This is a genomic window from Ruegeria sp. BH8 (genome assembly GCF_056538065.1).
The window spans coordinates 1,240,779-1,261,872 of sequence record NZ_JBQFSP010000001.1 but is presented as its reverse complement, the minus strand read 5'-3'; the positions used below and the strand labels follow the sequence as shown (position 1 = coordinate 1,261,872).

The 21,094-nt window shown below is 56.2% G+C and carries 20 protein-coding genes; 8 read left to right on the top strand and 12 right to left on the bottom strand.

Features of this window, described 5'->3' with window-relative positions:
- The first annotated feature begins 195 nt into the window (after positions 1–195).
- A complete protein-coding gene (locus ACR0AD_RS06260) occupies positions 196–897 on the top strand; it encodes a DUF1223 domain-containing protein (RefSeq protein ID WP_480485251.1) in 702 nt (233 codons plus the stop codon).
- On the opposite strand, the gene ACR0AD_RS06255 is transcribed toward ACR0AD_RS06260, so the two are convergent.
- The 4 genes from ACR0AD_RS06255 to purB all read right to left on the bottom strand — a co-directional run bounded on the left by ACR0AD_RS06255 (position 898) and on the right by purB (position 5,337).
- Entirely contained in the window at positions 898–1,821 is a 924-nt protein-coding gene (locus ACR0AD_RS06255; RefSeq protein ID WP_480485253.1) for a lysophospholipid acyltransferase family protein, read from the bottom strand.
- A gap of 120 nt (positions 1,822–1,941) precedes the next feature.
- Positions 1,942–3,042 (bottom strand): flagellar motor switch protein FliG, encoded by a 1,101-nt coding sequence (locus ACR0AD_RS06250; RefSeq protein WP_480485254.1) that lies wholly within the window; start codon positions 3,040–3,042, stop codon positions 1,942–1,944.
- A gap of 69 nt (positions 3,043–3,111) precedes the next feature.
- Complete coding sequence (locus ACR0AD_RS06245) at positions 3,112–3,654, bottom strand: tetratricopeptide repeat protein (RefSeq protein ID WP_480480357.1); 543 nt, start codon at positions 3,652–3,654, stop codon at positions 3,112–3,114.
- A 378-nt stretch (positions 3,655–4,032) separates the two neighbouring features.
- Positions 4,033–5,337, bottom strand: coding sequence for an adenylosuccinate lyase (gene purB / locus ACR0AD_RS06240; RefSeq protein ID WP_480485256.1), 1,305 nt, complete (start codon positions 5,335–5,337; stop codon positions 4,033–4,035).
- Positions 5,338–5,692: 355 nt separating this feature from the next.
- Here purB and ACR0AD_RS06235 point away from each other — a divergent pair, with 355 nt between their 5' ends.
- Together ACR0AD_RS06235 and ACR0AD_RS06230 are read left to right on the top strand one after the other, a co-directional pair.
- Complete coding sequence (locus ACR0AD_RS06235) at positions 5,693–6,253, top strand: hypothetical protein (RefSeq protein ID WP_480485258.1); 561 nt, start codon at positions 5,693–5,695, stop codon at positions 6,251–6,253.
- A gap of 11 nt (positions 6,254–6,264) precedes the next feature.
- Complete coding sequence (locus ACR0AD_RS06230; RefSeq protein WP_480485260.1) at positions 6,265–6,597, top strand: hypothetical protein; 333 nt, start codon at positions 6,265–6,267, stop codon at positions 6,595–6,597.
- A 32-nt stretch (positions 6,598–6,629) separates the two neighbouring features.
- Here the strand turns inward: ACR0AD_RS06230 and ACR0AD_RS06225 are convergent, their stop codons facing one another.
- Positions 6,630–7,844 (bottom strand): bifunctional alpha/beta hydrolase/OsmC family protein, encoded by a 1,215-nt coding sequence (locus tag ACR0AD_RS06225; protein ID WP_480485262.1) that lies wholly within the window; start codon positions 7,842–7,844, stop codon positions 6,630–6,632.
- A gap of 275 nt (positions 7,845–8,119) precedes the next feature.
- Here ACR0AD_RS06225 and ACR0AD_RS06220 point away from each other — a divergent pair, with 275 nt between their 5' ends.
- Positions 8,120–8,314, top strand: coding sequence for a hypothetical protein (locus ACR0AD_RS06220; RefSeq protein ID WP_480485263.1), 195 nt, complete (start codon positions 8,120–8,122; stop codon positions 8,312–8,314).
- 10 nt (positions 8,315–8,324) lie between these two features.
- Here ACR0AD_RS06220 and dddP read toward each other — a convergent pair whose 3' ends face one another.
- On the bottom strand, positions 8,325–9,668 hold the full coding sequence (gene dddP / locus ACR0AD_RS06215; RefSeq protein ID WP_480485264.1) for a dimethylsulfonioproprionate lyase DddP: 1,344 nt from the start codon (positions 9,666–9,668) through the stop codon (positions 8,325–8,327).
- A 122-nt stretch (positions 9,669–9,790) separates the two neighbouring features.
- Here dddP and ACR0AD_RS06210 point away from each other — a divergent pair, with 122 nt between their 5' ends.
- Complete coding sequence (locus tag ACR0AD_RS06210) at positions 9,791–10,534, top strand: heme-dependent oxidative N-demethylase family protein (RefSeq protein ID WP_480485266.1); 744 nt, start codon at positions 9,791–9,793, stop codon at positions 10,532–10,534.
- 36 nt (positions 10,535–10,570) lie between these two features.
- Here ACR0AD_RS06210 and ACR0AD_RS06205 read toward each other — a convergent pair whose 3' ends face one another.
- The 4 genes from ACR0AD_RS06205 to ACR0AD_RS06190 all read right to left on the bottom strand — a co-directional run bounded on the left by ACR0AD_RS06205 (position 10,571) and on the right by ACR0AD_RS06190 (position 14,528).
- The gene (locus ACR0AD_RS06205) at positions 10,571–11,473 is read right to left on the bottom strand and encodes a hypothetical protein (RefSeq protein WP_480485267.1); all 903 of its coding nucleotides are present in this window, start codon (positions 11,471–11,473) and stop codon (positions 10,571–10,573) included.
- Positions 11,474–11,673: 200 nt separating this feature from the next.
- Positions 11,674–12,462 carry a lytic murein transglycosylase gene (locus ACR0AD_RS06200; protein WP_480485269.1) on the bottom strand — a complete coding sequence of 263 codons (789 nt, stop codon included), beginning with the start codon at positions 12,460–12,462 and terminating at the stop codon, positions 11,674–11,676.
- A gap of 287 nt (positions 12,463–12,749) precedes the next feature.
- Entirely contained in the window at positions 12,750–14,156 is a 1,407-nt protein-coding gene (glnA, locus tag ACR0AD_RS06195; protein WP_209503540.1) for a type I glutamate--ammonia ligase, read from the bottom strand.
- Between the two features lie 33 nt (positions 14,157–14,189).
- Positions 14,190–14,528, bottom strand: coding sequence for a P-II family nitrogen regulator (locus ACR0AD_RS06190; RefSeq protein WP_209503542.1), 339 nt, complete (start codon positions 14,526–14,528; stop codon positions 14,190–14,192).
- Positions 14,529–14,697: 169 nt separating this feature from the next.
- Here ACR0AD_RS06190 and ACR0AD_RS06185 point away from each other — a divergent pair, with 169 nt between their 5' ends.
- The 3 genes from ACR0AD_RS06185 (at position 14,698) to tig (ending at position 19,280) form a co-directional block, all read left to right on the top strand.
- A complete protein-coding gene (locus ACR0AD_RS06185) occupies positions 14,698–16,341 on the top strand; it encodes an NAD(P)H-hydrate dehydratase (RefSeq protein WP_480480376.1) in 1,644 nt (547 codons plus the stop codon).
- Positions 16,342–16,650: 309 nt separating this feature from the next.
- A complete protein-coding gene (locus ACR0AD_RS06180) occupies positions 16,651–17,775 on the top strand; it encodes a porin (protein WP_480480378.1) in 1,125 nt (374 codons plus the stop codon).
- Positions 17,776–17,948: 173 nt separating this feature from the next.
- Positions 17,949–19,280, top strand: coding sequence for a trigger factor (gene tig, locus ACR0AD_RS06175; RefSeq protein ID WP_480476781.1), 1,332 nt, complete (start codon positions 17,949–17,951; stop codon positions 19,278–19,280).
- A gap of 103 nt (positions 19,281–19,383) precedes the next feature.
- Here tig and ACR0AD_RS06170 read toward each other — a convergent pair whose 3' ends face one another.
- Positions 19,384–20,238 carry an acyl-homoserine-lactone synthase gene (locus ACR0AD_RS06170; RefSeq protein WP_480480382.1) on the bottom strand — a complete coding sequence of 285 codons (855 nt, stop codon included), beginning with the start codon at positions 20,236–20,238 and terminating at the stop codon, positions 19,384–19,386.
- Between the two features lie 107 nt (positions 20,239–20,345).
- On the bottom strand, positions 20,346–21,047 hold the full coding sequence (locus tag ACR0AD_RS06165; RefSeq protein ID WP_267364591.1) for a LuxR family transcriptional regulator: 702 nt from the start codon (positions 21,045–21,047) through the stop codon (positions 20,346–20,348).
- Positions 21,048–21,094: the final 47 nt, after the last annotated feature.

Here is a 21,094-nt window from a genome sequence, read left to right as displayed (position 1 = left end):
TTCGGGCATCGCTGAATGTTATCTGCATCACCCAAGCCGCTGGTTCAAGGTTCAATGACACTGGATTTGCGATTTTGTATACCATTGCACACATTTAGGCGGAGAATTGCAGACACCGCCCTCAAGAAACGTTGATTAGCGGTTGAGCGGCAAAACGGCTATCCCAGAGAACACCCGCTTTATCCGAGAGTTTTGATGTTCAGACCCGCTGCTTTGACCGTCTTAATATCCTGCCTGTTCGCCACCCAGCCCATGGCCGGTGGGGATCCTGTGGTGGTTGAGCTGTTCACCTCACAGGGGTGTTCGTCTTGCCCGCCGGCAGATCGGATCATGCATGAGCTGGCGAAACGCGACGATGTCATCGGGCTGGCGCTGCATGTCGACTATTGGGATTACATCGGCTGGAAGGACGAATATGCCGATCCTGATCACACGCTCCGGCAACGGGCCTATGCCCGCGAAAACGGAAAATCCATGATCTATACGCCCCAGATGATCATTAATGGTCAGCACGATATTGTCGGCGCTCAGGCTCAGGAGCTCGACCGTCTGATTGATGCGCATCTAAAGGCCGCCCCCGAAGCAGCGGTTACAGCAATCCGAGACGCTGACGAAGTGACCGTGAGTGTGACGCCTGTGGAACTGCCCGAAGGTGAGACCTATGACGTGCGTATCGTTCAGTATTCGCCTCTGCGCCATGCCTCGATCCGCCGTGGTGAACTAGCAGGGCGGGAATTGGATTATGCCAATGTTGTCGAGACCTGGCAGATTGCGGGCCGGTGGGATGGGCAAACGCCGCAGACATACTCGGCGCAGCTTGAACCAGGCTTGCCAGCCGTCGTGCTTGTGCAAAGGGCCGGTCACGGGCCAATAGTTGCCGCGTCTTGGGCCAAGTGATCAGGGCATGTCGTCCGGTTGAACGCCAAGCCCGTTCCAGCTTTTCCAACGTCGATGGATCCAGAACCACTGTCCCATATGCTGCCGCACGATCTGTTCCAGATCGTCATTGGTGAACTGAGTCATCGTCTTTGGGTCCGTGTGCGGAACGGGATCATGCAGGATGATTTCAAAGTCGATGCCATTAGGCTGGCGCACGGCATAGCACGGTATCAGTACGGCCTTGTACTTGATGGCCAGCTCTGCGTTCAGCACGGATGTCACGGCAGGCTTGCCAAAGAATGTCAGCTCTTCGCCCCCCAGCGCATGCAGGTCGGACACGATGGCAATGATTCCACCGTTCTTGAGTGACCGGACCATTTCGACCATACCGCGCCGCCCCTGTTCAAACATCGGTGCGCCGGTTTTGTAAAAAGCCTCGACATAAGCGTCGTTGAAATAGGGATTGGCCATCCGCCGGTAGAGGCATCCAATCGGCTTGCCGCTGTGTTTCTGCAGGGCAACACGAGCGGCCAGATAGTGACCGAAATGCGCAGTGATCATCATCACCGGGCGCCCTTCGGCAATCGCTGCATCAAACGCAGCAATACCCGGCCCGGATATCTTGGCGTTCACCTGACGTTCGATGAAACCTTCGGGTGAAAAATGCTCCATAATTGCCCGACCGGCATTATCCGACACGTCACGATAGATCTTTGTGATCTCGGCGTCAGACAATTCAGGGCAGGTGAGCTTTAGATTCCGGCGGACACGGGTGCGAAATCCAACGACGGGTGCAAGGGTTTTCATGATTGCACCCATGGTTGCTATGCGCTTTTCATAAGGAAGCTGGCGCATAGCGCCGATGATTCCCTGCAGGAACAGATTGGCGACATAGTATTTTCCAAGCTCAAACCGGCTGAGCTCCGACTTTTCGACGGGCATGGAGGTGTCTCACCGCGTGTTGCGAAATGTTGCCTCAGACATACAACCCGGTACCCGTAACCTCAAGCACCCTGGCGAAATGGCTGCCCTAACGATCTGGCGGGTGCGCCTGTTCCTGCCTCAACCCGTGTTTTCGTCGTCTTCCTTTTCAATCAGCGTAATTGTTCCGGCGTCAGACAAGGTACGAACCGCCCCAACGATCTGGGTCATGGCATCTTCGGCCTCAGATTGCTTGACCCGCCCGCGTTCCGCGATTTCCTCGCGCAGGTTTTCTGCCATGCGGGAGGAGATATTCGACAGCAGAAACTCGACAGATGCCTTGTCATCATCCGCGGCGGCACCAGCAAGGGCCGCGACCAGAACAGGCTGATCGACTTCCCTCAATATGGCTGGAACATCACGGGGCGAAATCCGGCTGGAGATATGGGCGAAGGTAAAGATCGAGCGGCGCACCAGATCGGCAAAATCGGCGTCGTCCTCATCCAGCGCGTTCAGCAGGTCGTCACGTGTGGCGGACGCAGACTGGTTCAGAATTGCACCCACCCGCGCGCCTGGACCGTCATTGAAGGCCTGAACAGGCCGCTGATCCAGCTGAGCAGCCAGTGACCAGCCGATCCGCTCAACCGCTTCGGGCGTGACATTTGCTGTTTTCGAGATTGCGTAGGTGATCCGCCGTGCCACCGGACCCGGCATGTGGCCCAGCATCTGCGCCGCCTGTGCCGTATCCATTTTTGAAAGCATCACAGCGGCCACTTCAGTGCTTTCCGCCTGTGCCATGGCCGCAAGGTCCTGGGCTGGAATGTCGCGCAACCTTTGCCAGGGATCACCGATCTGACGAACTCCGGCAACTTTGCGCAAACGCGCGGCTGTCGCGGGTGTGATTTTTCCACTGACGGCATCCAAGGCCCCGGCAAGACCATGTGGAAAGGCCAGACCGACATTGTCCAGGGCTTCGCTGAATTCCTGCGCCACAGCACCCAGAGTCGCCCGGTCTACAAGGCCCATTTCCCCCAATTGATGTGTCAGTTTCTCTTGCAGGTCATCGGGAAGCTCCTCCAGCGGAAGATCGGCGCCGTCGTTCAACAACAGGCGCACGACAACAGCCGCCTTTTGACGGCTGGTCAAAGATCGGGGAACAAGGCGCGGGCTGTCGCCACCTCCTGCGGAAAATGGGGCCGAAGCCCCTTGAACCGTTTGAATTAATGCGTTGGTGTTCTGCATCTGCCTGTGGAGCTAAAGTTTTCAAACCACAGGCAGATTAGAGAGAGTCGGGTTAAATAACCCTGAACCTTAATAGCTGTATGTCAGGCCCGTTCGGATCGCTTCGCGCAACGATGCCTCGGCCCAGGTGCCTTCTCCGCCACGGGACTTTATTTCGCGCCATTGCTCGATCGCCAGATCGGTTCGGCCTTCGGACACAAACCCCTGCGCCATGTAGCTGCGCGCCAAAAGATTGTCTGGGTTGGCATTGATCGCGTTTTGATAAAAGACATTTGCCAGTTCCAGCTCGCCCATCTTGCGATAGGTGAAACCCCAATAGGTCAGGACACGATCGTCGTCCTGATCCATGATGCGCAGAATGTCTTGAGCGTGCCCGTATTGCCCGTCATACGCCAGTTCGCGGACCGCATCATACAGCTGATCATCTGTCAGGCTTGACTTGTCGGGTTTGACGCATTTTCCACGGGTTTCGTCATATACACGGCCGAACAGGCATTTCTTGGTTGTATTCGTCGGTTTCGGCGGGCTGCTGCTGTCACCACCTGCGGCATGGACAGCTGGCGCGAAGGCAAAGGCTTGCAAAGCAAGGGCAGAAGCTAACAAAAGGCGCATTTCTTTACTCCGTTCTCGGGGCTCTTATTGAAATCATAGTGTGATCTACAAAAAAGCTAACAGGGGAACGGTCGCTTTTATTCACGAACTGGACAAAAATTGTCAGCTGTTGACAGATTTCGCGCAGCTTTTTGTTTCAGTATCCCACGTTGTCCCGGGTGCGCAGGATTGGGTCTGTTTGGAATGTTGTTCGCAGGCAAGCCCGGCCGAGGCCACAAGAACCAGTGCCAATGCGCTTAGGAGTGTTCGGATCATGATGTTTCCCTCGTATGGAAAAAGCACATGCAGGATACCGCATTTCCGTTGGTCTGGCAAAAAACAAGGGGGTACAATGCACGTGGCAGAACACCCCCGGCTAACAGACTGAAAAGATAACCGTTAGTCGCCAAACACGCGCGCAAAGATCGTATCGACATGCTTGGTGTGATACCCGAGGTCGAATTTCTCTTCGATCTGCGCAGGGCTGAGTGCGGCAGTTACATCAGCATCCGCCAACAGTTCCTCCTTGAAGTCGGTGCGGTGTTCCCAAACCTTCAACGCGTTGCGCTGTACCATGGCATAGGCGTCCTCACGGCTGACACCTGCCTGGGTCAGGGCCAGCAGAACCCGCTGGCTCATGACCAGCCCGGGGAACTTGTTCATGTTTTCCAGCATGTTTTCCGGGAAGATCAGCATTTTGTCGACCACACCTGTCAGGCGGGCCAAGGCAAAATCCAGCGTGATTGTGGCATCCGGACCGATCATGCGCTCGACAGATGAATGCGAGATGTCGCGTTCGTGCCAGAGCGCGACATTCTCCATTGCCGGTATTACGGCTGCGCGGACCATGCGCGCCAGACCGGTCAGGTTCTCAGTCAGCACCGGGTTTTTCTTGTGCGGCATCGCCGAGGAGCCTTTCTGGCCCATCGAGAAGAACTCAGCCCCCTCCAGTACCTCGGTCCGCTGCATGTGGCGGATTTCGATGGCAATGTTTTCGATGCTGCTTGCGATGACGCCCAGCGTTGCAAAAAAGGCCGCGTGGCGGTCACGCGGAATGACCTGCGTGCTGATCGGCTCAGGCACCAGACCCAGCTTGTCACAGACATGTTCCTCGACTTGCGGGTCGATATTGGCAAAGGTACCAACCGCGCCGCTGATCGCTCCGGTGGCGATTTCCGCACGTGCATCGCGCATCCGGGACAGGTTGCGGTCCATCTCGGCGTAGAAGCGGGCAAAGGTCAGACCCATGGTTGTCGGTTCGGCGTGGATGCCGTGGCTGCGTCCAATACGAACCGTGTTCTTATGTTCCATCGCGCGGCGCTTGAGCGCAGCCAGAAGCCCTTCAAGGTCGGCAATCAGGATGTCGGCGGCGCGGGTCAGCTGTACGTTGAAACAAGTGTCCAGCACGTCCGAGCTGGTCATGCCCTGATGCACAAAACGCGCCTCTTCACTGCCGACATGCTCTGCAAGATGGGTCAGGAAGGCGATGACGTCATGCTTGGTGACGGCTTCGATCTCGTCGATGCGGGCGACATCGAATTCCACATCCTTGGCTTTCCAGACAGCTTCGGCATTTTCACGCGGGATCACGCCCAGATCCGCCATGGCATCGCACGCGTGCGCCTCGATCTCGTACCAGATGCGGAACTTGGTCTCGGGCGACCAGATGGCAACCATGTCGGGGCGGGAATAACGGGGAATCATAGGCGACGGCACCTTTTTTGCAGATTGGATGAGGCGTTGGCGCGGGGTTTAACCGCGTGCGGGGTAGGGAACAAGATGCGAGAGCGTATATGAGACGGTTTGCCCTGATTCTTGCCGTTTGTTCGGGCTTTTCAGCAGCAGACGGGTTCGGAAAACTGTCCTGCAAAGGATTTGGTACGGTATTGACGGGCAGGGTTCCGCAACAAGGCAGGTTTTGCGCCTGCAACTAGGTCTCACCGGATCATGCCGCCAGTTGGGGTGGATGCCTGTCCTGCCCTTGCTGCCAAGCGATGCTGGACAAACAGCGCTGCAACAGTTCAATCTGATCGGAAGGAAATAACCAGGTTATTGAGATATGCGTTTTTTATCATGTTCTGTACTTGCCCTCTGTGGTGTGTTTTGGGTCGGCGCAGCTGCACCAGCACTGGCTGACACACCCGTGACATACACCGATGAAGGCCAAGCGCTCTTTCGGTTTGACGTTCCAGACTTCTGGGTCCTTCGTACCGGCGGCCCGCGCGAGATTGAGGATACCGAACTGGGCGACGCCCGTGCGGTCGCGCGGGTCATGGGGTTCCGGCCGGTGACAGACGACGCGGTGTGGATGGGTTTCGTATCACCTGCGGGGGTTGGAACAATTCAGGGCGGCGTCCGGTACTTGCAGGATATCGACAAGTTTCTGGTCAAAGACCCTACGACGACCAGCACCAGCGATACCCGTATCGGCGGATTGCCAGCCCGCGTGTTTCGGGGCACCGGGCACCGGGACGGCAAGGGAGTAAGCTTTACCGCCACCGTCATTGACCTTCCGCAAGGCCGGGTTGCCATCGCAGTTGCTATTCTGCGGGACGGGGCAGACCCGATTTATGCAGATGATCTGAACGCCGTTTTCGCGTCGTTCCGGGCACTTCAGTGAGGGAGGGAGCGATGAGCGTTAGACTGATCAAACGGATGTCCCTTACGCTAGGGTTTGGGATCGCGACTTTGACGCTGTCGGCCTGTGACGGTGTGACGGTTGGGGTCGGGTACGGGTATGACCCGTTTTACGACTCGATGCTGTGGAACGACTACTACCATGACGTTAATGTGGATATTGACGTTGATCGTCCCAACCGACCTGATCGACCAGTGCGCCCCGAGCGTCCGAAACCGCCTGTTGCCAAACCTCCCGCGCGCCCGCGCCCACCTGTCGCGCGCCCACCTGCCGCGCGCCCGCCGGTTGCCCGCCCGCCCATTCATCGACCGAGCCCGCGACGCTAAGGAACAAAAGGCCGCCTGTCAGGCGGCCTTTCTTATGAAAGAAGCTCGGTCGTTATGTGGGCCGAGCCTTCGAGCGTCCGGTGAACCGGGCACTTGTCCGCAATCTCAAGCAAACGTTGCCTTTGCTCCTGATCCAGCGGGCCGCTCAGGCGGATTTTCCGGCGAAACTGGTCCACCTTGCCATCATTCACCAATCCGGCATCCTGTGCGTGAACCTTGTCATGACACACATCGACGCTGACATTTGTCAGGGGCCAGCCTTTGCGCCGGGCGTACATGCGTATTGTCATCGATGTGCAGGCCCCCAAACCGGCCGAGACAAAGCCATAAGGCGACATGCCCTTGTCCGTACCGCCGTAAGATGCGGGCTCATCCGCGACCAGATGGTGGTTTGGACCCGCCTGAATATCCTGCATGAACCCGCCCGGATCTGCTTCGGTTATGCGCACAACGCCCTCTGGCGCTCCCGGTGGCGGAGCGGGTGGGCACAGTTTCACATAGCGTGAAACCCAAGCGGCAATAACATCCGCTGCATATTCGGCGTCAGAGGCGCGCGTGATCAGATGATCGGCGTCGTCGAGAGTTACAAAGCTTTTGGGGTGTTTCGCGGCCAGAAAGATCGCGCTCGCATTGTCGATGCTGACCGTTTCGTCGCGTGGGGCATGAAGGATCAACAGGGCGGCTTTGAGGTCGGCGATTGCAGATGACAGGGCCGATTTGGCAATGTCGTCCACAAAAGCTTTACCTATGCGGAAGGGGCGACCACCCAAAGAGACCTCGGCACTGCCATCCTCTTCGATCTGAGGCAGCGCCGCCTCAAAGTGATGCGACACATGGGCGGGGTCAGCCGGTGCACCCAATGTCACGACGGCTTTTACAGTCGGAATACCAGCCCGCGCCCGCAACACCGCCGCGCCCCCAAGCGAGTGGCCGATCAGCAGGGCAGGTGCCATTTTTCGACCAGCCAGATATTGCGCGGCTGAAATCAGATCCTCGACATTCGAAGTGAAGGTCGTATTGGCAAACTCGCCTTCGGAATGGCCCAGTCCGGTGAAATCGAACCGCAGCACCGCAATGCCCATGGCAGCCAGTCGGGCAGAAATGCGCCGGGCGGCCGGGATATCCTTGGAGCAGGTAAAGCAGTGGGCGAACAGGGCCGTAGCCAGCACCGGTCCGTCCGGCAAATCCAGTCGCGCCGCCAATTGGCTGCCGTCATGTCCGGCAAAAGTGATGCGTTCCGTGGGCATGTCGGCTCCTTGAATGGTACGGGGGAACACGCCCAATACTGTGTATTTGCCCCTTGGGTCACAACCCTTAAGTCACACGCGTAACGGGAAGGTGAGAACGAATGGGTGTTTCACAGACTGCGCAAGATCCCTGCCGCCTTCGGGCCGCATGGCGGCAGAGCTCTTACCTTCTTTTAATATCAAAAAATTTGATGATGGTTCAAACAAACATTCGTTTCACTTATGTCTCTCCACATCCCATTTGTGGTTCCTGAAAGCTGAAACAGGAGACACAGATGTCACATGCAGATATTGCACCCCGGATACCCGACCTGCGTTCACGTATGATCCTGGCTATAGTTTTGGCCGGCGTTGCCGGGTTCGCGATTGGCCAATCCTGGCCCGCGCCCCAAGGTGGTTCACAGGTTCAGGTCAGCCTTGCCACGGAAGATTGGCATGGAAATGTCCGCCGGTCCCATTGGTCGAATTGAGGGCCCGGCCTTATTCGATTCCCATCAATTGGGGGTCAAAGGGATATCTGGACAGGTTCTCATACCCGGTTTCGGTAATGAGAACCTGATCCTCAAGCTTGATGCTGAAATCGCCACCGACTTCGCCAACGCAGGCTTCGACGCACAGCACCATGCCGGGCTCCAGCGGATAGTCATATGCGCCTTCGACGGCTTTGTCCGGATACGCAACCAGCGGCCATTCATCACACAATCCCACTCCGTGCATCAGGCAGCCGTATTTCTGCGCCTGAAACTTGTCATCAAGCCTGTGCGACATGGCGGTAAGTTCCGGGATCATTACGCCGGGCTTCAGCATCTGCATGTTGGTCATGATATGTTCATGCGCGTGCTGCATGGCATAGATCATGTCAGGGCGGGGTTTTTGGTCGCCAATCCACCAAGTGCGCGAGATATCGATGCATATCCCGTATGACCCGATCAGGTCGGTGTCGAAGGCGATGATTTCGTTTTGCTGCGTGATGCGGGGCCCGCATTCCTGGAACCAGGGATTCGTGCGTTGGCCTGATGCCAGCAGGCGGGTTTCAATCCATTCGCCACCGCGCCGGATGTTTTCCGCGTGCAGAACAGCCCAAATATCATCCTCGGTTGTCTTTCCATTGCCGACATTCGCGCGTGCAAAGCGCTCCATCTCCGCCACAGCGGTTTCGCAGGCGTGATTGGCACAGCGCATGGCCAGAATCTCATCCGGTCCCTTCACGGCACGGGTCTTTTCGGTCAGCTCTTCACCTTCCATGACCTCAAAGCCCTGCGCCTCAAGCGCGCGCAGACCATGCAGCATGATCTTGTCGACAGCCAAACGTTTGTTGCCGCCGCCATGCGCATCGATCAGTACGCGCACCTCGTTCGAGAAAACATCTGCCGCAATATCCACCTTGTCGCCACGGTCGAAGTAAAACAGGTCCGCGCCTGACCGCTGCTCGCGCACCAGCGGATTGAACGTGCTGAGGAAAGGTGAGTTCTTGTAGTCCCAGATCACCATATAGCCATTGGCACATAACAGCACCGCGCGAAACGGGTTATGCGTATTCCACAACTGCATGTTCGTGCTGTCGGTTGCGTAGCGGATGTTCAGCGGGTCAAAAACCAGCAAGCCACCATATCCGCGATCAACGATGGCCTGCGTCAGTCGTTTCCAGCGGTGTTCCCGCATCCGGGCAAGATTGGGCAGTTCCAGCCCCGCAGCAGCCCATTCGTCAAAAGCCAGCTGTGTCGGTCCGATCTCGATCCGGTCATTTTCGTTTGGCGTGCCATCACCCAGCGTAGCGCCTCGGCTGGGGTCAATCTTGCGCGTGTCTCGGTAATGCTTGTTCATGACGGACCTCGTTGCTTGTTCAGTCAAACCTAAGGTGCCCATGTGGATCGTCTTGGAGAAATGCGACGGCGATCCTGTCGTTTTCGACCGACAAATATTTCGACCCATGCTAAGTCGCTGGTATGAATAAAATTCTGCAAGATAAAATACCGTATGATGTCGGCGACCTACGTGCTTTACCGGGTATCCAGCCTGCAACGATGGAAAACTGGTTGCATCGGGACGAGGCTTTTGTCGGTCAGATGCAACGCCGGCAGAAGCTGCTGACGGAACGCCGCGAAGACGTTCTGGCGCTTGATCCGCAGGCTGAACCCGCCGCTCGGGAACTGCTCGACCTTGTGCTGTCGCAGGTCTATCCCAAAGCAGCTGAAGAAGTCGTCAGACCCGATGGTGTAACGGTCGCGGTCGACCGGACCCAGCCGCTTGATACATTGTGCAGGCTGGTACAGGAGGATTTTTGCATCCTGCAAAAGCGTGGAACAGAACATGTTTTGACCGGCGCAATCCTGTGTTTCCCGGCCAGTTGGCTTTTGTCCGAGAAATTTATGCGGCCGCTGATCGACATTCATGTGCCGGTCGCAAGTTACGACGAAAATATCGCCAAGCGGGTGCAGCGCCTGTTCGACGGGATACAGCCCGGTCGTCCGCTCTGGCGCTTTAACGCGCTTTGGTATGAAGACCCCGAACTGTTTCAGCCCCGAAGCGCAAATGACAGGCGTTCAGTCACAGATCGACGTCAATCGTCCTACCTGCGAAGTGAGCGGCAAACCCTGCTGCGCTTGCCGAAAACGGATGCGGTCGTTTTTTCGATCCACACTTATGTTCTGGCCGCGAACTCGGTTCCCAAAATGGAAAACCCCGCCTGAAGGCGGGGCATCCAAGGAGGGTCTTCTGTAATTCTCTTATCGGCCCAAGGCGGCCGCAACATCGGCAAACGCATTCGTTGCATTCAGCGCAACTATCGCGAAAGTAAAGACAAGTACCTGTGTGTTGAGGCGAAAATCCTCACCCCGGATCAGATTGACGGCAGCCATTGACAGGGCAATCGGGGTCGAAACGCCTGCCAGTACACCCGTCATGCACCAACTGCTGAGACGCAAAACGTCGCTTGGCTTTACGACCCCATCTTCGTCATCCAATGTTTCCTGTCCTGGCCTGTTTGTATCTTCACTGCGAAACGCGATGCTGAGCAATTGTTCATCTGTCAGTTGGATCGGGCGGGACGTCGAAGCATGAAGAACACTTATGGTGTCATCGTTCTCGGGCACATTCACCCCCGAGAATTGCCCGGTCAGCGACTGAAAAATTTGTTTTCTGTCGCGTGTTCGGCTGGGGGCCAGAGTGTCAAAGGCGCTCATGAACTGCTCGACCGTCAGAACCGTGTGTGGCGACAGCCATTCAACGCGCCGGGTCGAACAAATATCGACCATGCGATACAGAATGACGACCATCATCAGTTCCGAAATCTCGGAGTCATCCAGCAGGGGGGAAACCGGCGTGATCGAAAGAACCAACCTGTTTTGCGGATTTGCGGCGCGGGGTTTTGTTATCGTTTTTAGCCCCGCGGCGCGATCCATACGCTCGTACCGGTCTTCCTGCTCGGGGGTGCCTGTGTCCAGGGTCAGTCGCACAAGGTACTGACTTGAAACAATGCTTGCTTCGGAATTGCTCAGCAACGCCTTGCGTTCGACCAGATGGCCGTAATCTTCCAGCGTCGTGGCAACGATTGTGCCAAAACGCTCGATCGCGCCATTTGCGTCGCCATTGAATTGCAGGCCGCCATGGTAGCTGTGCTTCCGAGCCACTGCACTGTCCTTTTTTGCGTACTGTTCAGCAAACACTGTAACAACCATTCGTGAGGAGAATTTGGCGGAAAATGCAAAAAAGGTGATTTTACCCCGGCATTGGTTACGCATTGGAAACCAAGAAACTAAAGGCTTTTGTTTGTCACTGTGGCGGAAATGTGGCGAAAGCGGGTGCGGAGTGTGTTTTTGGTGCGACCGGGCTATTGGTCGATTCGGGCGGCCATGATTGCTATGGATTGCTGATAAACAGAGGCCGCGTTCCACTGTTTCAGCACTTGAAAATTCCGCTCCCCTGGCTGATAGCCACGCCCTGGCTTCCACCCTTTCTTGCGAAGAAAATTGGCGGTCGAGGCAAGCGCGTCGGTCATGTCATAGAAGTCCACCCGACGGTCGCCAGTGGCATCGACGCCATAGGTCAGGGCGTTGCCCGGCAGGAACTGAGTGTGACCCAACTCGCCATGTTTTGCCCCTTTTGTCGCCACGGTAATGCTTCCTGCATCGACCAGTTTCAGTGCCCCGATTGCGTGCGGAACAAAGAACTCGGACCGGCGACAATCATAGGCCAGTGTCGTGATTGCGGAAACAACCTGACTGTCTCCCATAAAATTGCCAAAGCCGGTTTCCATGCCGTGAATGGCGATCAGAACGCCCGCCGGAACACCGTATTGCCGTTCAAGCGCAGCGTAGAAACCCGGATTGGTTGCCTTGCGCTTGCGCCCCTGCGCGACGATTGCATCAGCGCCTCTGACACGCATGAATTTGTCCAGCGTGTATTTGAAGCTTTTCTGATTGCGATCCGCCGCGATTGTGCCCGTGGCGTATTGCGCCTGGGCAAGCGCCTGAAGGCCCTTCTTTTTCACACCAGCCTTGCGGGCCTGCTGGGCGAAATCGGCCTTCCAGGCCTCGAACCCCGCGCTGGTATTCCCACAAGGCGCGGCCAGAAGGGGCGAAGACACAAGCAGGGCGATTAACACGTAAAGACGAAACATAATTATTATCCGATGGTGTTGAAATCTGTGGCCAGCCTACCTTGAGCTTTGAATTGGGCAAAGCAGTTCGTTGGAGTGGCTCCAACCGCTCCTGCAAATGCCTGTTGATTGGTCTGCGGAGTGCCTTTGAAGGATTTCAGATCCTCAGCATCGGGCACATAGCAAGGCGAAGGTAAAACGTGTGAATTCTGCGCCATGGCGCCCGAAAAGGCTGAACAGCGACAGACCGGCGCAAATGAAACAGGGGCGCCCGTTTGAGCGCCCCTGCAAATCCATGCCGTGGTTGCTTAGCAGCTGTAATACATGCCGTATTCAACCGGGTGTGGTGTGTGCTCGTAGGTTTCGACCTCTTCCATCTTCAGGGCGATGTAGCCGTCGATCTGGTCCTTGGTGAACACGTCACCTTGCAGCAGGAAGTCGTGATCCGATGCCAGCGCTTCCAGAGCTTCACGCAAGCTGCCGCAGACAGTCGGGATACCGGCCAGTTCCTCGGCAGGCAGATCGTACAGGTTCTTGTCCATGGCTTCGCCCGGATCGATCTTGTTTTTGATGCCGTCAAGGCCGGCCATCAACAGAGCGGCAAACGCCAGGTAGGGGTTTGCAGCCGGATCGGGGAAACGAGCCTCGACACGTTTTGCTTTAGGGCTTTCGGTCCACGGAATACGAACACAACCCGAACGGTTGCGGGCCGAGTAGGCGCGCAGAACTGGTGCTTCGAAACCGGGGATCAGACGCTTGTAGCTGTTGGTTGCCGGGTTGGTGAAGGCGTTCAGTGTCTTGGCGTGCTTCAGGATGCCGCCGATGAAGTACAGCGCTTCGTCCGAAAGATCTGCGTATTTGTCGCCTGCGAACAGCGGCTTGCCGTCCTTCCAGATCGACATGTTCACGTGCATGCCGGTGCCGTTGTCACCTGCGATAGGCTTCGGCATGAAGGTCGCCGACTTGCCGTAGGCATGAGCCACGTTGTGGATGACATATTTGTACTTTTGCAGCTCGTCCGCCTGCTTGGTCAGGCTGTCGAAGATCAGGCCCAGCTCGTGCTGGCAAGACGCTACTTCGTGGTGGTGTTTGTCGACCTTCATGCCCAGACGCTTCATGGTCGATAGCATTTCAGACCGCAGATCCTGCGCTTCGTCGATCGGGTTCACAGGGAAGTAACCGCCCTTGACGCCCGGACGGTGGCCCATATTGCCCATTTCGTATTCGGTGTCGGTGTTCCATGATGCGTCAGTTGCATCAACTTCGTAGGATACCTTGTTGATTGTGTTCGAATAACGGACATCGTCAAATAGGAAGAACTCGGCTTCGGGACCCATATATGCGACGTCACCGATTCCTGATGCCTTCAGGTATGCTTCGGCTTTCTGCGCTGTGCCGCGCGGGTCACGTTCATAGGCTTCGCCTGTATCGGGTTCGACAACCGAGCAGTGCACGCAAATGGTTTTCTCTGCGTAGAACGGATCAACATATGCACTTTCGGTATCGATCATCAGCTTCATGTCCGAAGCTTCGATCGACTTCCATCCTGCGATGGACGAACCATCAAACATGAAGCCTTCGTCCAGGAAGTCTTCGTCGACCTGATCGGCCATCAGGGTCACGTGCTGCAGCTTGCCGCGGGGGTCGGTGAAACGGACGTCGACATATTCGGCGCCCTCTTCCTTGATCAGCTGAAGAACTGCGTCCTTGCTCATTCTCTTGATTCCTCTGACTTGAAGATTGGTATGTTAGAGCGCGTCCGAGCCGGTCTCGCCGGTGCGGATGCGAATGGCTTGTTCAACCGGAGAGACAAAGATCTTTCCGTCGCCGATTTTGTCGGTCTTGGCAGCCGACACGATGGCTTCGATGGCGGCATCAACCTGGTCATCGTCCAATACGACCTCGACTTTTACCTTAGGCAAAAAGTCGACAACATATTCCGCGCCACGATACAGCTCGGTATGGCCTTTCTGACGGCCGAAACCTTTGACTTCGACGACGCTGAGACCCTGAACACCTACGTCCTGCAACGCCTCTTTCACTTCGTCCAGTTTGAACGGCTTGATGATCGCTTCGATCTTTTTCATTCCGGCTCACCTTGAATGGTTGTCTCAGGCGCAGTGATCACGTCTAAGATCGGGCGGCAACGTGATTGCGGTATCGGTCGGGTCGGTATCCGTTGAAATCAGGCTCTGTGCTAAATTTTAGGCGGTTTGCACAAAAAGTAATCGAAATTGAATCGTGCGAAGGTGTGATATGACGGAATTGCTGACAGCAGCGCAGATGAAAGCCATCGAGCACGCGGCCATCAGGTCCGGTGAGGTTACGGGTTTGGAACTGATGGAGCGGGCAGGGCAATGTGTTGTCGAGGCGATCTTCGAGGAATGGCCGGATCTGGACAGGCGAGGGGCCAGCCCCTCGCGCTCCCCGGAGTATTTGGAAAAAGATGAAGAGGATCCGCTGCGTGCAGTCGTATTGTGCGGGCCCGGAAACAACGGCGGTGACGGGTTTGTCGTGGCGCGGCTTTTGCGGGAACTGGGCTGGAAGGTTGAGGTATTCCTGTATGGCGATCCCGAAAAGTTGCCGCCGGATGCCCGGGTGAATTATGAGCGATGGGGTGGTTCGGCAAAGGATGTATCTGAGATCGCACGGGGCAGAATCTTTTATCCGGATATTCTCATCGACGCATTGTTTGGGACCGGTCTAACAAGATCGATTGAAGATGTGAGGCTATGGGAAGTTCTTTGGGCATATGATGACGCAGAGACGGCATGGGAGTTGCGGCGTCAGGATGGAGGTACGCACATAGTTCCTCCACGCACGGTCGCGATAGACGTTCCTTCAGGTCTTTGCGCAGACTCAGGTAAAGTCGTGGGAGTACTTTTCCCTCAGCATGGACGTCGCTGTGCACGATCAGCACTTACGGTTTCGTTTCATTCGAGAAAGCTTGGCCACGTGCTGAGTGAGGGACCATATTTTTGCGGACATGTTGTCACGAAAGATATCGGGTTGAGGCAGGATGCGGGGGGCGACGAGATTTCGAAGGCTGTGGATAATCTGCCTGGGGTTTGCCTTGGTAAGAGTATGAATGAGCACAAATACACCCATGGGCATGCCCTGATCCTTTCGGGTGGGCCCGGCAAGACAGGTGCGGCGCGACTGGCCGCGCGGGGGGCGTTGCGGATTGGGGCAGGGTTGGTGACGCTGGGGGTGCCATCCTTGGCTTTAGCAGAGGTTGCGAGCCGGATCACCGCCCTCATGCTACAGTGCGTTGATGGGTCTCAAATGCTGTCAGACGTACTGCAGGACGTGCGGATGAACGCCCTTTGTCTTGGCCCTGGTCTGGGGTTGGAGCGAGCCCGGGACCTGGTGCCGGTCTCCCTGATTGCGAAACGTGCGACGGTTCTGGATGCGGATGCGCTGACGGCATTTGCGGGCGATCCCGGAAACTTGTTTGAAATGCTGCATGACCGCTGCGTTCTGACCCCGCATGGCGGTGAGTTTGCACGGCTGTTTCCCGATCTGGCGGAGAAGCTGAGCGAAACGCCGGTCAGAGGCCCCGCCTATTCCAAGGTGGACGCAACGCGAGAGGCATCGGCGCGCGCGGGATGCATCGTGTTGTTCAAAGGGCCGGATACAGTCGTTGCTGCCCCGGACGGGCGATGTTCGATCAATGCCGCGTGCTATGATCGCGCAGCCCCTTGGCTTGCAACCGCCGGGTCAGGCGATGTGTTGGCCGGTTACATCGCCGGGCTACTGGCGCGGGGATTCGATGCGATGGCGGCGGCTGAGACAGCAGCGTGGCTGCACGTGGAATGCGCGCGTCGTTTCGGGCCGGGATTGATCGCCGAGGATCTGCCTGAGCAGTTGCCCGATGTTTTCAAACAGCTGAATATCTAGTTATTTTGGGCAGAAAGCAGCTCAGGCTCTGTCAGAATGGCATGTTTTCGCTGTCAAGATGTGCGCAGATGCATACCGCATATTTGCCAGGTGCATAGGCAGGCATCACTAATCGTTTGCAAGCTGCCAGTACGCGCTGGGGTTATATCTTGTAAGTTAATGAAAAATAATATAAAATAGCAAAATTCTTTGTATGTTCTGTTGCTAAAATACAATTCTTGCGTAAGACAAGGCGCAGACCACTGGAACGCTCGGATTCAGTAAACAAATGGGCAGTATCTGAACCCCGAACCAACTATGGTGAGTGAAATGACCCCAAATATCAAAAAGATATCGGTTGCCGCCTTTCTGACTGCCACGGTCGCTGTTCCGGCAGCCGCAGAGCTGAAATACGAAAATAACAGCGGCGGCTATGTGCTGCTTTACGGGCAGTTAAACCCGGCCTTGATTTCGGTTGATGACGGCCAAGATACCGAGACCCGAGTCCTCGACAACGATCTGTCGAACAGCCGGGTTGGCCTGCGTCTGATGCAGCCATTTGGCCAGAACGAGTTTACCTTCCGCTTGGAATCGGCGTTGGGCTTGCCGAACTCGACTGAATGGAACCAGAACGGTACAAACTTTAGCGGCTGGACCCGCGACGATATCCGGTTTGTGGATTTTGCCTTGAAGGGCAGCTACGGCAAGTTCTCGGCAGGTCAGGGCAGCATGGCGGCAGATGGTGCTGCAGAAGTGGACCTGTCCTATGTCGGCACCGCGCTGTATTCGTTTACAAACGATGAGAACTCTGGCTTTTTCTATCGCGGCACAAACGGTGTGCTGAGCGGTATTACGGTTGGTGACAGTTCCAGCAACTTTGATGGCTCACGTCGTGGGCGCGTCCGGTATGACACTCCAACGGTTAACGGATTCTCGGCCGCTTTTGCATATGGTCAGAACATTCTGTCCAGCAGTGACGATGATGACTACTACGATGTCGGCGTGTTCTATGAAAACACCTTTGTAGGCGGTGTAGAGTTTGCGGCAGCTGTCGCGTATTCGGTGCGGGAGCGGGATGACAATTCAGGAGATCGCAAGGATACAATCGGTTCGGCCTCGGTGCTGTTGCCCAGCGGTCTGGGGTTCACGATTGCCGGCGGCACGCGTGACGATGACCGAGCTGGCCAGACGGACCCGAATTACTGGTACGGCAAGGTCTCGTACGAGGGGAACTGGGTATCCTGGGGTAAGACAGGTGTCGGCATCGACTATTATGACGGCGCGGATTTCGAGACCAACGGGTCCGACACCAAGGCATGGGGTATCGCTGTCGTGCAGAAGGTCGAAGCGATCAATACCGATGTTTATCTGAAGTATCGCAACCACGATTTCGATGACGGAACGTCGTTCGAAAACAACGAAGCCTGGGTACTGGGCGCGCGCTGGAAGTTTTAATTGCCTTCCAGCGAGCCAACACGAACGCCCCGGTTTTCGGGGCGTTCTTTTTTGCCAAAACCAGGTTGATTCAGCCTTTGCCCCTTGCACGTTGGCGGCAGGGCAAATAGAAGGCGTCAAATTTGCCCGGCGCGCCCGTTTTGCGCGCCCCGAATCCTATGGGGACTACCAAAATGCAGGTTACCGAGACGCTGAACGAAGGTCTGAAACGCGGCTACAACATCGTTGTGACCGCAGCCGAACTGGACGACAAGGTCAATGAAAAGCTGACCGAAGCACAGCCGGAAATCGAAATGAAAGGCTTCCGCAAAGGCAAGGTGCCGATGGCGCTGCTGAAAAAGCAGTTTGGCCAGCGCCTGCTGGGCGAGGCGATGCAGGAATCCATCGACGGTGCGATGAACAAGCATTTTGAGGACAGCGGCGACCGCCCCGCGCTGCAGCCCGAAGTCAAGATGACCAACGAGGACTGGAAAGAAGGCGACGATATCGAGGTCGCGATGTCCTACGAAGCGCTGCCCGCGATCCCTGAGGTCGATCTGAAATCGGTCGCGCTGGACAAGCTGATCGTCAAGGCGGATGACGCCGCTGTCGAGGAAGCGCTGAACAACCTGGCTGAAACCGCTCAGGACTTCAAAGCCCGCCGCAAGGGTTCGAAAGCCAAGGAAGGCGACCAGATCGTGTTCGATTTCGTCGGCAAGGTTGATGGTGAAGAATTCGAAGGTGGATCGGCGGAAGATTACCCGCTGGTTCTGGGCTCGAACAGCTTCATCCCCGGTTTTGAAGACCAGCTGGTCGGTGTGAAGGCCGAGGAAGAAAAAGACGTCAACGTGACTTTCCCGGAAGAATATGGTGCCGAACACCTGGCCGGAAAAGACGCGGTCTTCACCTGCACGATCAAGGAAGTGAAAGAGCCGGTTGCAGCGGAGATCAACGATGAGTTGGCGATGAAGTTCGGCGCCGAGGATCTGGCCGCCCTGAAAACTCAGATTTCGGAACGTCTGGAAGCAGAATACGCAGGTGCATCGCGCGCTGTCATGAAGCGGGCCCTGCTGGACGCGCTGGATGAGAAAGTGTCGTTCGACCTGCCGCCGTCGCTGGTTGAAGCCGAAGCCAAGCAGATTGCACATCAGCTGTGGCACGAGGAAAACCCCGAGGTAACCGGCCATGACCACGGTGAGATCGAACCCACCGATGAGCACAACAAGCTGGCCGAACGCCGCGTGCGTCTGGGTCTGTTGCTGGCTGAACTGGGCCAAAAGGCAGAGGTGGAAGTCACCGACGCCGAGATGACCCAGGCGATCATGAATCAGGCCCGTCAGTACCCGGGCCAGGAACGCCAGTTCTTCGAGTTCGTGCAGCAGAACGCTCAGATGCAGCAGCAACTGCGCGCGCCGATCTTCGAAGACAAGGTTGTCGACTATGTGTTCGAGCTGGCGCAGGTCAGCGACAAGGAAGTCAGCAAGGATGACCTGCAAAAAGCCATTGAGGCACTGGAAGAGGAATAGTCCTCTTCCTTCCCTCTTTGCTAAGAGAGGGGTAAAAAAAACGGAGCCGCCTGAGATCAGACGGCTCCGCATGGGTGGCTTTTGTGTCTATGAGGTGAGGGGGTCAGGCCTCATGAGCAAAAGCACGGGGGGTATCTAGCAGAGCGATCTTCTGCTCTGGTGTGAACGTATCCGAGAGCGCTTCGATCAGCTTCAGAACGTCTTGGCGTTCAGCTTCGTTTCTTGCGGCGCTCATCTGTTCCACAAAATACTTCTCAAGATCAGTCAGTGGCTTGTGATCCTGATTGGCCGGGCTCTGGGTTGCTGCCTTCTTGGCTGCAAACAGTGCCAGTGCCTCTTCGTCATCCATAAAGACGTTCTCATGGATGCCTGCAAACTCACGCAGGCCCGAGATGCGTTCATCAGTACAATCCAACAGCGCGGCCAGTGCCGAAACTTTCCCCATGGGAACCGTTTCGCCGACATAGTCATATGGCGCGCAGTTCGACCGTTTCAGGACCCGGTCCATAACCGGATCGATTACGGTGATGATATCCTGAATGCCTGCGTTCTTGGCATATTCCAGAGAGCCGATCATCAGCTCGCAGGTGGCATAAGAGACAGAATTCTTTTCCTTGCCGCGTGTAAGACGCTGCGTGTCCACGCAGAAGCGTGTCGATTCCCACATGGTTGCGCTGCGAAGTGGTGCTTCCCCGCAAAGGATTGCCGAAAACACATCCGACAACATATGAGGTCCTGTGGTCTGAAGGGCACGCACGGCTGCGACGACATTCCCCCCGTCGTCGAGTCCGATTACATATGCCGGGTCCAGATGATCGAATTCATCAATTTCCTTACCGTCTTCGATCTTTACGTCCCATCCAAGACGTCCGCCAAAAACACGTGCTCTCAACTCGAACATTTCGTCAAGAACTTCGCTGAACATATGTCTGTTCAGGCCATCTACCACGATGATCATTTCTTCCCCCTTCGAGTGGTTGTTCGGTAATATTGACGTTACCGCTCTCGAAGGATTTTTCTATTGGGGGATTCCCGTATTTTGGCGGAATTTGGGGATTTTTTTGTTTATCCCGGGGTAATGAGCCCGATCGCTATCGCCCGCCCTACGGCCTGAGGGGTGGTCAGCGCACTAAGCTTTTCCCGGCTCGAACGCAAGTGTACTTCTACGGTTCGGTGCGAAATCGACAAAATATCGCCGATATCCTGCTGCGACTTACCTGCAGCGACCCATTGCAGGATTTCCGCTTCGCGAGAGGACAATGTCGGATGATATAGTGCGCCGGTCAGCTGATCCGAGGACACGACGTTGTCGTGGATGTGCACGGCCATGGCCTGCAAATCGCCGATAAAGTTCGTGTAAAGCTTACGCCACTCTTCCTTGCTGCAATTTCGGGTAGCGCTCAGCAGGCCAATATCACCGTAAGGGCCGCGTACCGGGATCGTAACACCCTGACTAGGCAAGCCAAAATCATGAGCATCCCGGAACACGCGTTGAAAGTCCGGACTTCTTTCCAGACGGCTCCAGTCCACCGGCGCAATACTGCGGCGAGCCATGTGGATGGTCGGATCAATCATGATCAGACCCTGTTTCTGGTAGTGCTCAGTCCAGGCGTCGTCATAGGTGACAAAGCCAGCCACAGTTCCTGCCGCCGGATTCATACCAGCATAGGCAGCATGATCCATGTCATGCTTCTCACAGATTTGCCTTAGAAATTCGGTATATCGAACTTCTGAATCCGGCAGGGTGCTCAGATCGACAATTTCCATGTGGCGCCTACCAGCTGTGGCCCATCTTGCTGCCCGATGGTGTCGTC

Bases quoted from the DNA above. Each gene is read 5' to 3' on its own strand.
- ACR0AD_RS06260 (WP_480485251.1), top strand. From the start codon at position 196: ATGTTCAGACCCGCTGCTTTGACCGTCTTAATATCCTGCCTGTTCGCC.
- ACR0AD_RS06255 (WP_480485253.1), bottom strand. From the start codon at position 1,821: ATGCCCGTCGAAAAGTCGGAGCTCAGCCGGTTTGAGCTTGGAAAATAC.
- ACR0AD_RS06250 (WP_480485254.1), bottom strand. From the start codon at position 3,042: ATGCAGAACACCAACGCATTAATTCAAACGGTTCAAGGGGCTTCGGCC.
- ACR0AD_RS06245 (WP_480480357.1), bottom strand. From the start codon at position 3,654: ATGCGCCTTTTGTTAGCTTCTGCCCTTGCTTTGCAAGCCTTTGCCTTC.
- purB (WP_480485256.1), bottom strand. From the start codon at position 5,337: ATGATTCCCCGTTATTCCCGCCCCGACATGGTTGCCATCTGGTCGCCC.
- ACR0AD_RS06235 (WP_480485258.1), top strand. From the start codon at position 5,693: ATGCGTTTTTTATCATGTTCTGTACTTGCCCTCTGTGGTGTGTTTTGG.
- ACR0AD_RS06230 (WP_480485260.1), top strand. From the start codon at position 6,265: ATGAGCGTTAGACTGATCAAACGGATGTCCCTTACGCTAGGGTTTGGG.
- ACR0AD_RS06225 (WP_480485262.1), bottom strand. From the start codon at position 7,844: ATGCCCACGGAACGCATCACTTTTGCCGGACATGACGGCAGCCAATTG.
- ACR0AD_RS06220 (WP_480485263.1), top strand. From the start codon at position 8,120: ATGTCACATGCAGATATTGCACCCCGGATACCCGACCTGCGTTCACGT.
- dddP (WP_480485264.1), bottom strand. From the start codon at position 9,668: ATGAACAAGCATTACCGAGACACGCGCAAGATTGACCCCAGCCGAGGC.
- ACR0AD_RS06210 (WP_480485266.1), top strand. From the start codon at position 9,791: ATGAATAAAATTCTGCAAGATAAAATACCGTATGATGTCGGCGACCTA.
- ACR0AD_RS06200 (WP_480485269.1), bottom strand. From the start codon at position 12,462: ATGTTTCGTCTTTACGTGTTAATCGCCCTGCTTGTGTCTTCGCCCCTT.
- glnA (WP_209503540.1), bottom strand. From the start codon at position 14,156: ATGAGCAAGGACGCAGTTCTTCAGCTGATCAAGGAAGAGGGCGCCGAA.
- ACR0AD_RS06190 (WP_209503542.1), bottom strand. From the start codon at position 14,528: ATGAAAAAGATCGAAGCGATCATCAAGCCGTTCAAACTGGACGAAGTG.
- ACR0AD_RS06185 (WP_480480376.1), top strand. From the start codon at position 14,698: ATGACGGAATTGCTGACAGCAGCGCAGATGAAAGCCATCGAGCACGCG.
- ACR0AD_RS06180 (WP_480480378.1), top strand. From the start codon at position 16,651: ATGACCCCAAATATCAAAAAGATATCGGTTGCCGCCTTTCTGACTGCC.
- tig (WP_480476781.1), top strand. From the start codon at position 17,949: ATGCAGGTTACCGAGACGCTGAACGAAGGTCTGAAACGCGGCTACAAC.
- ACR0AD_RS06170 (WP_480480382.1), bottom strand. From the start codon at position 20,238: ATGATCATCGTGGTAGATGGCCTGAACAGACATATGTTCAGCGAAGTT.
- ACR0AD_RS06165 (WP_267364591.1), bottom strand. From the start codon at position 21,047: ATGGAAATTGTCGATCTGAGCACCCTGCCGGATTCAGAAGTTCGATAT.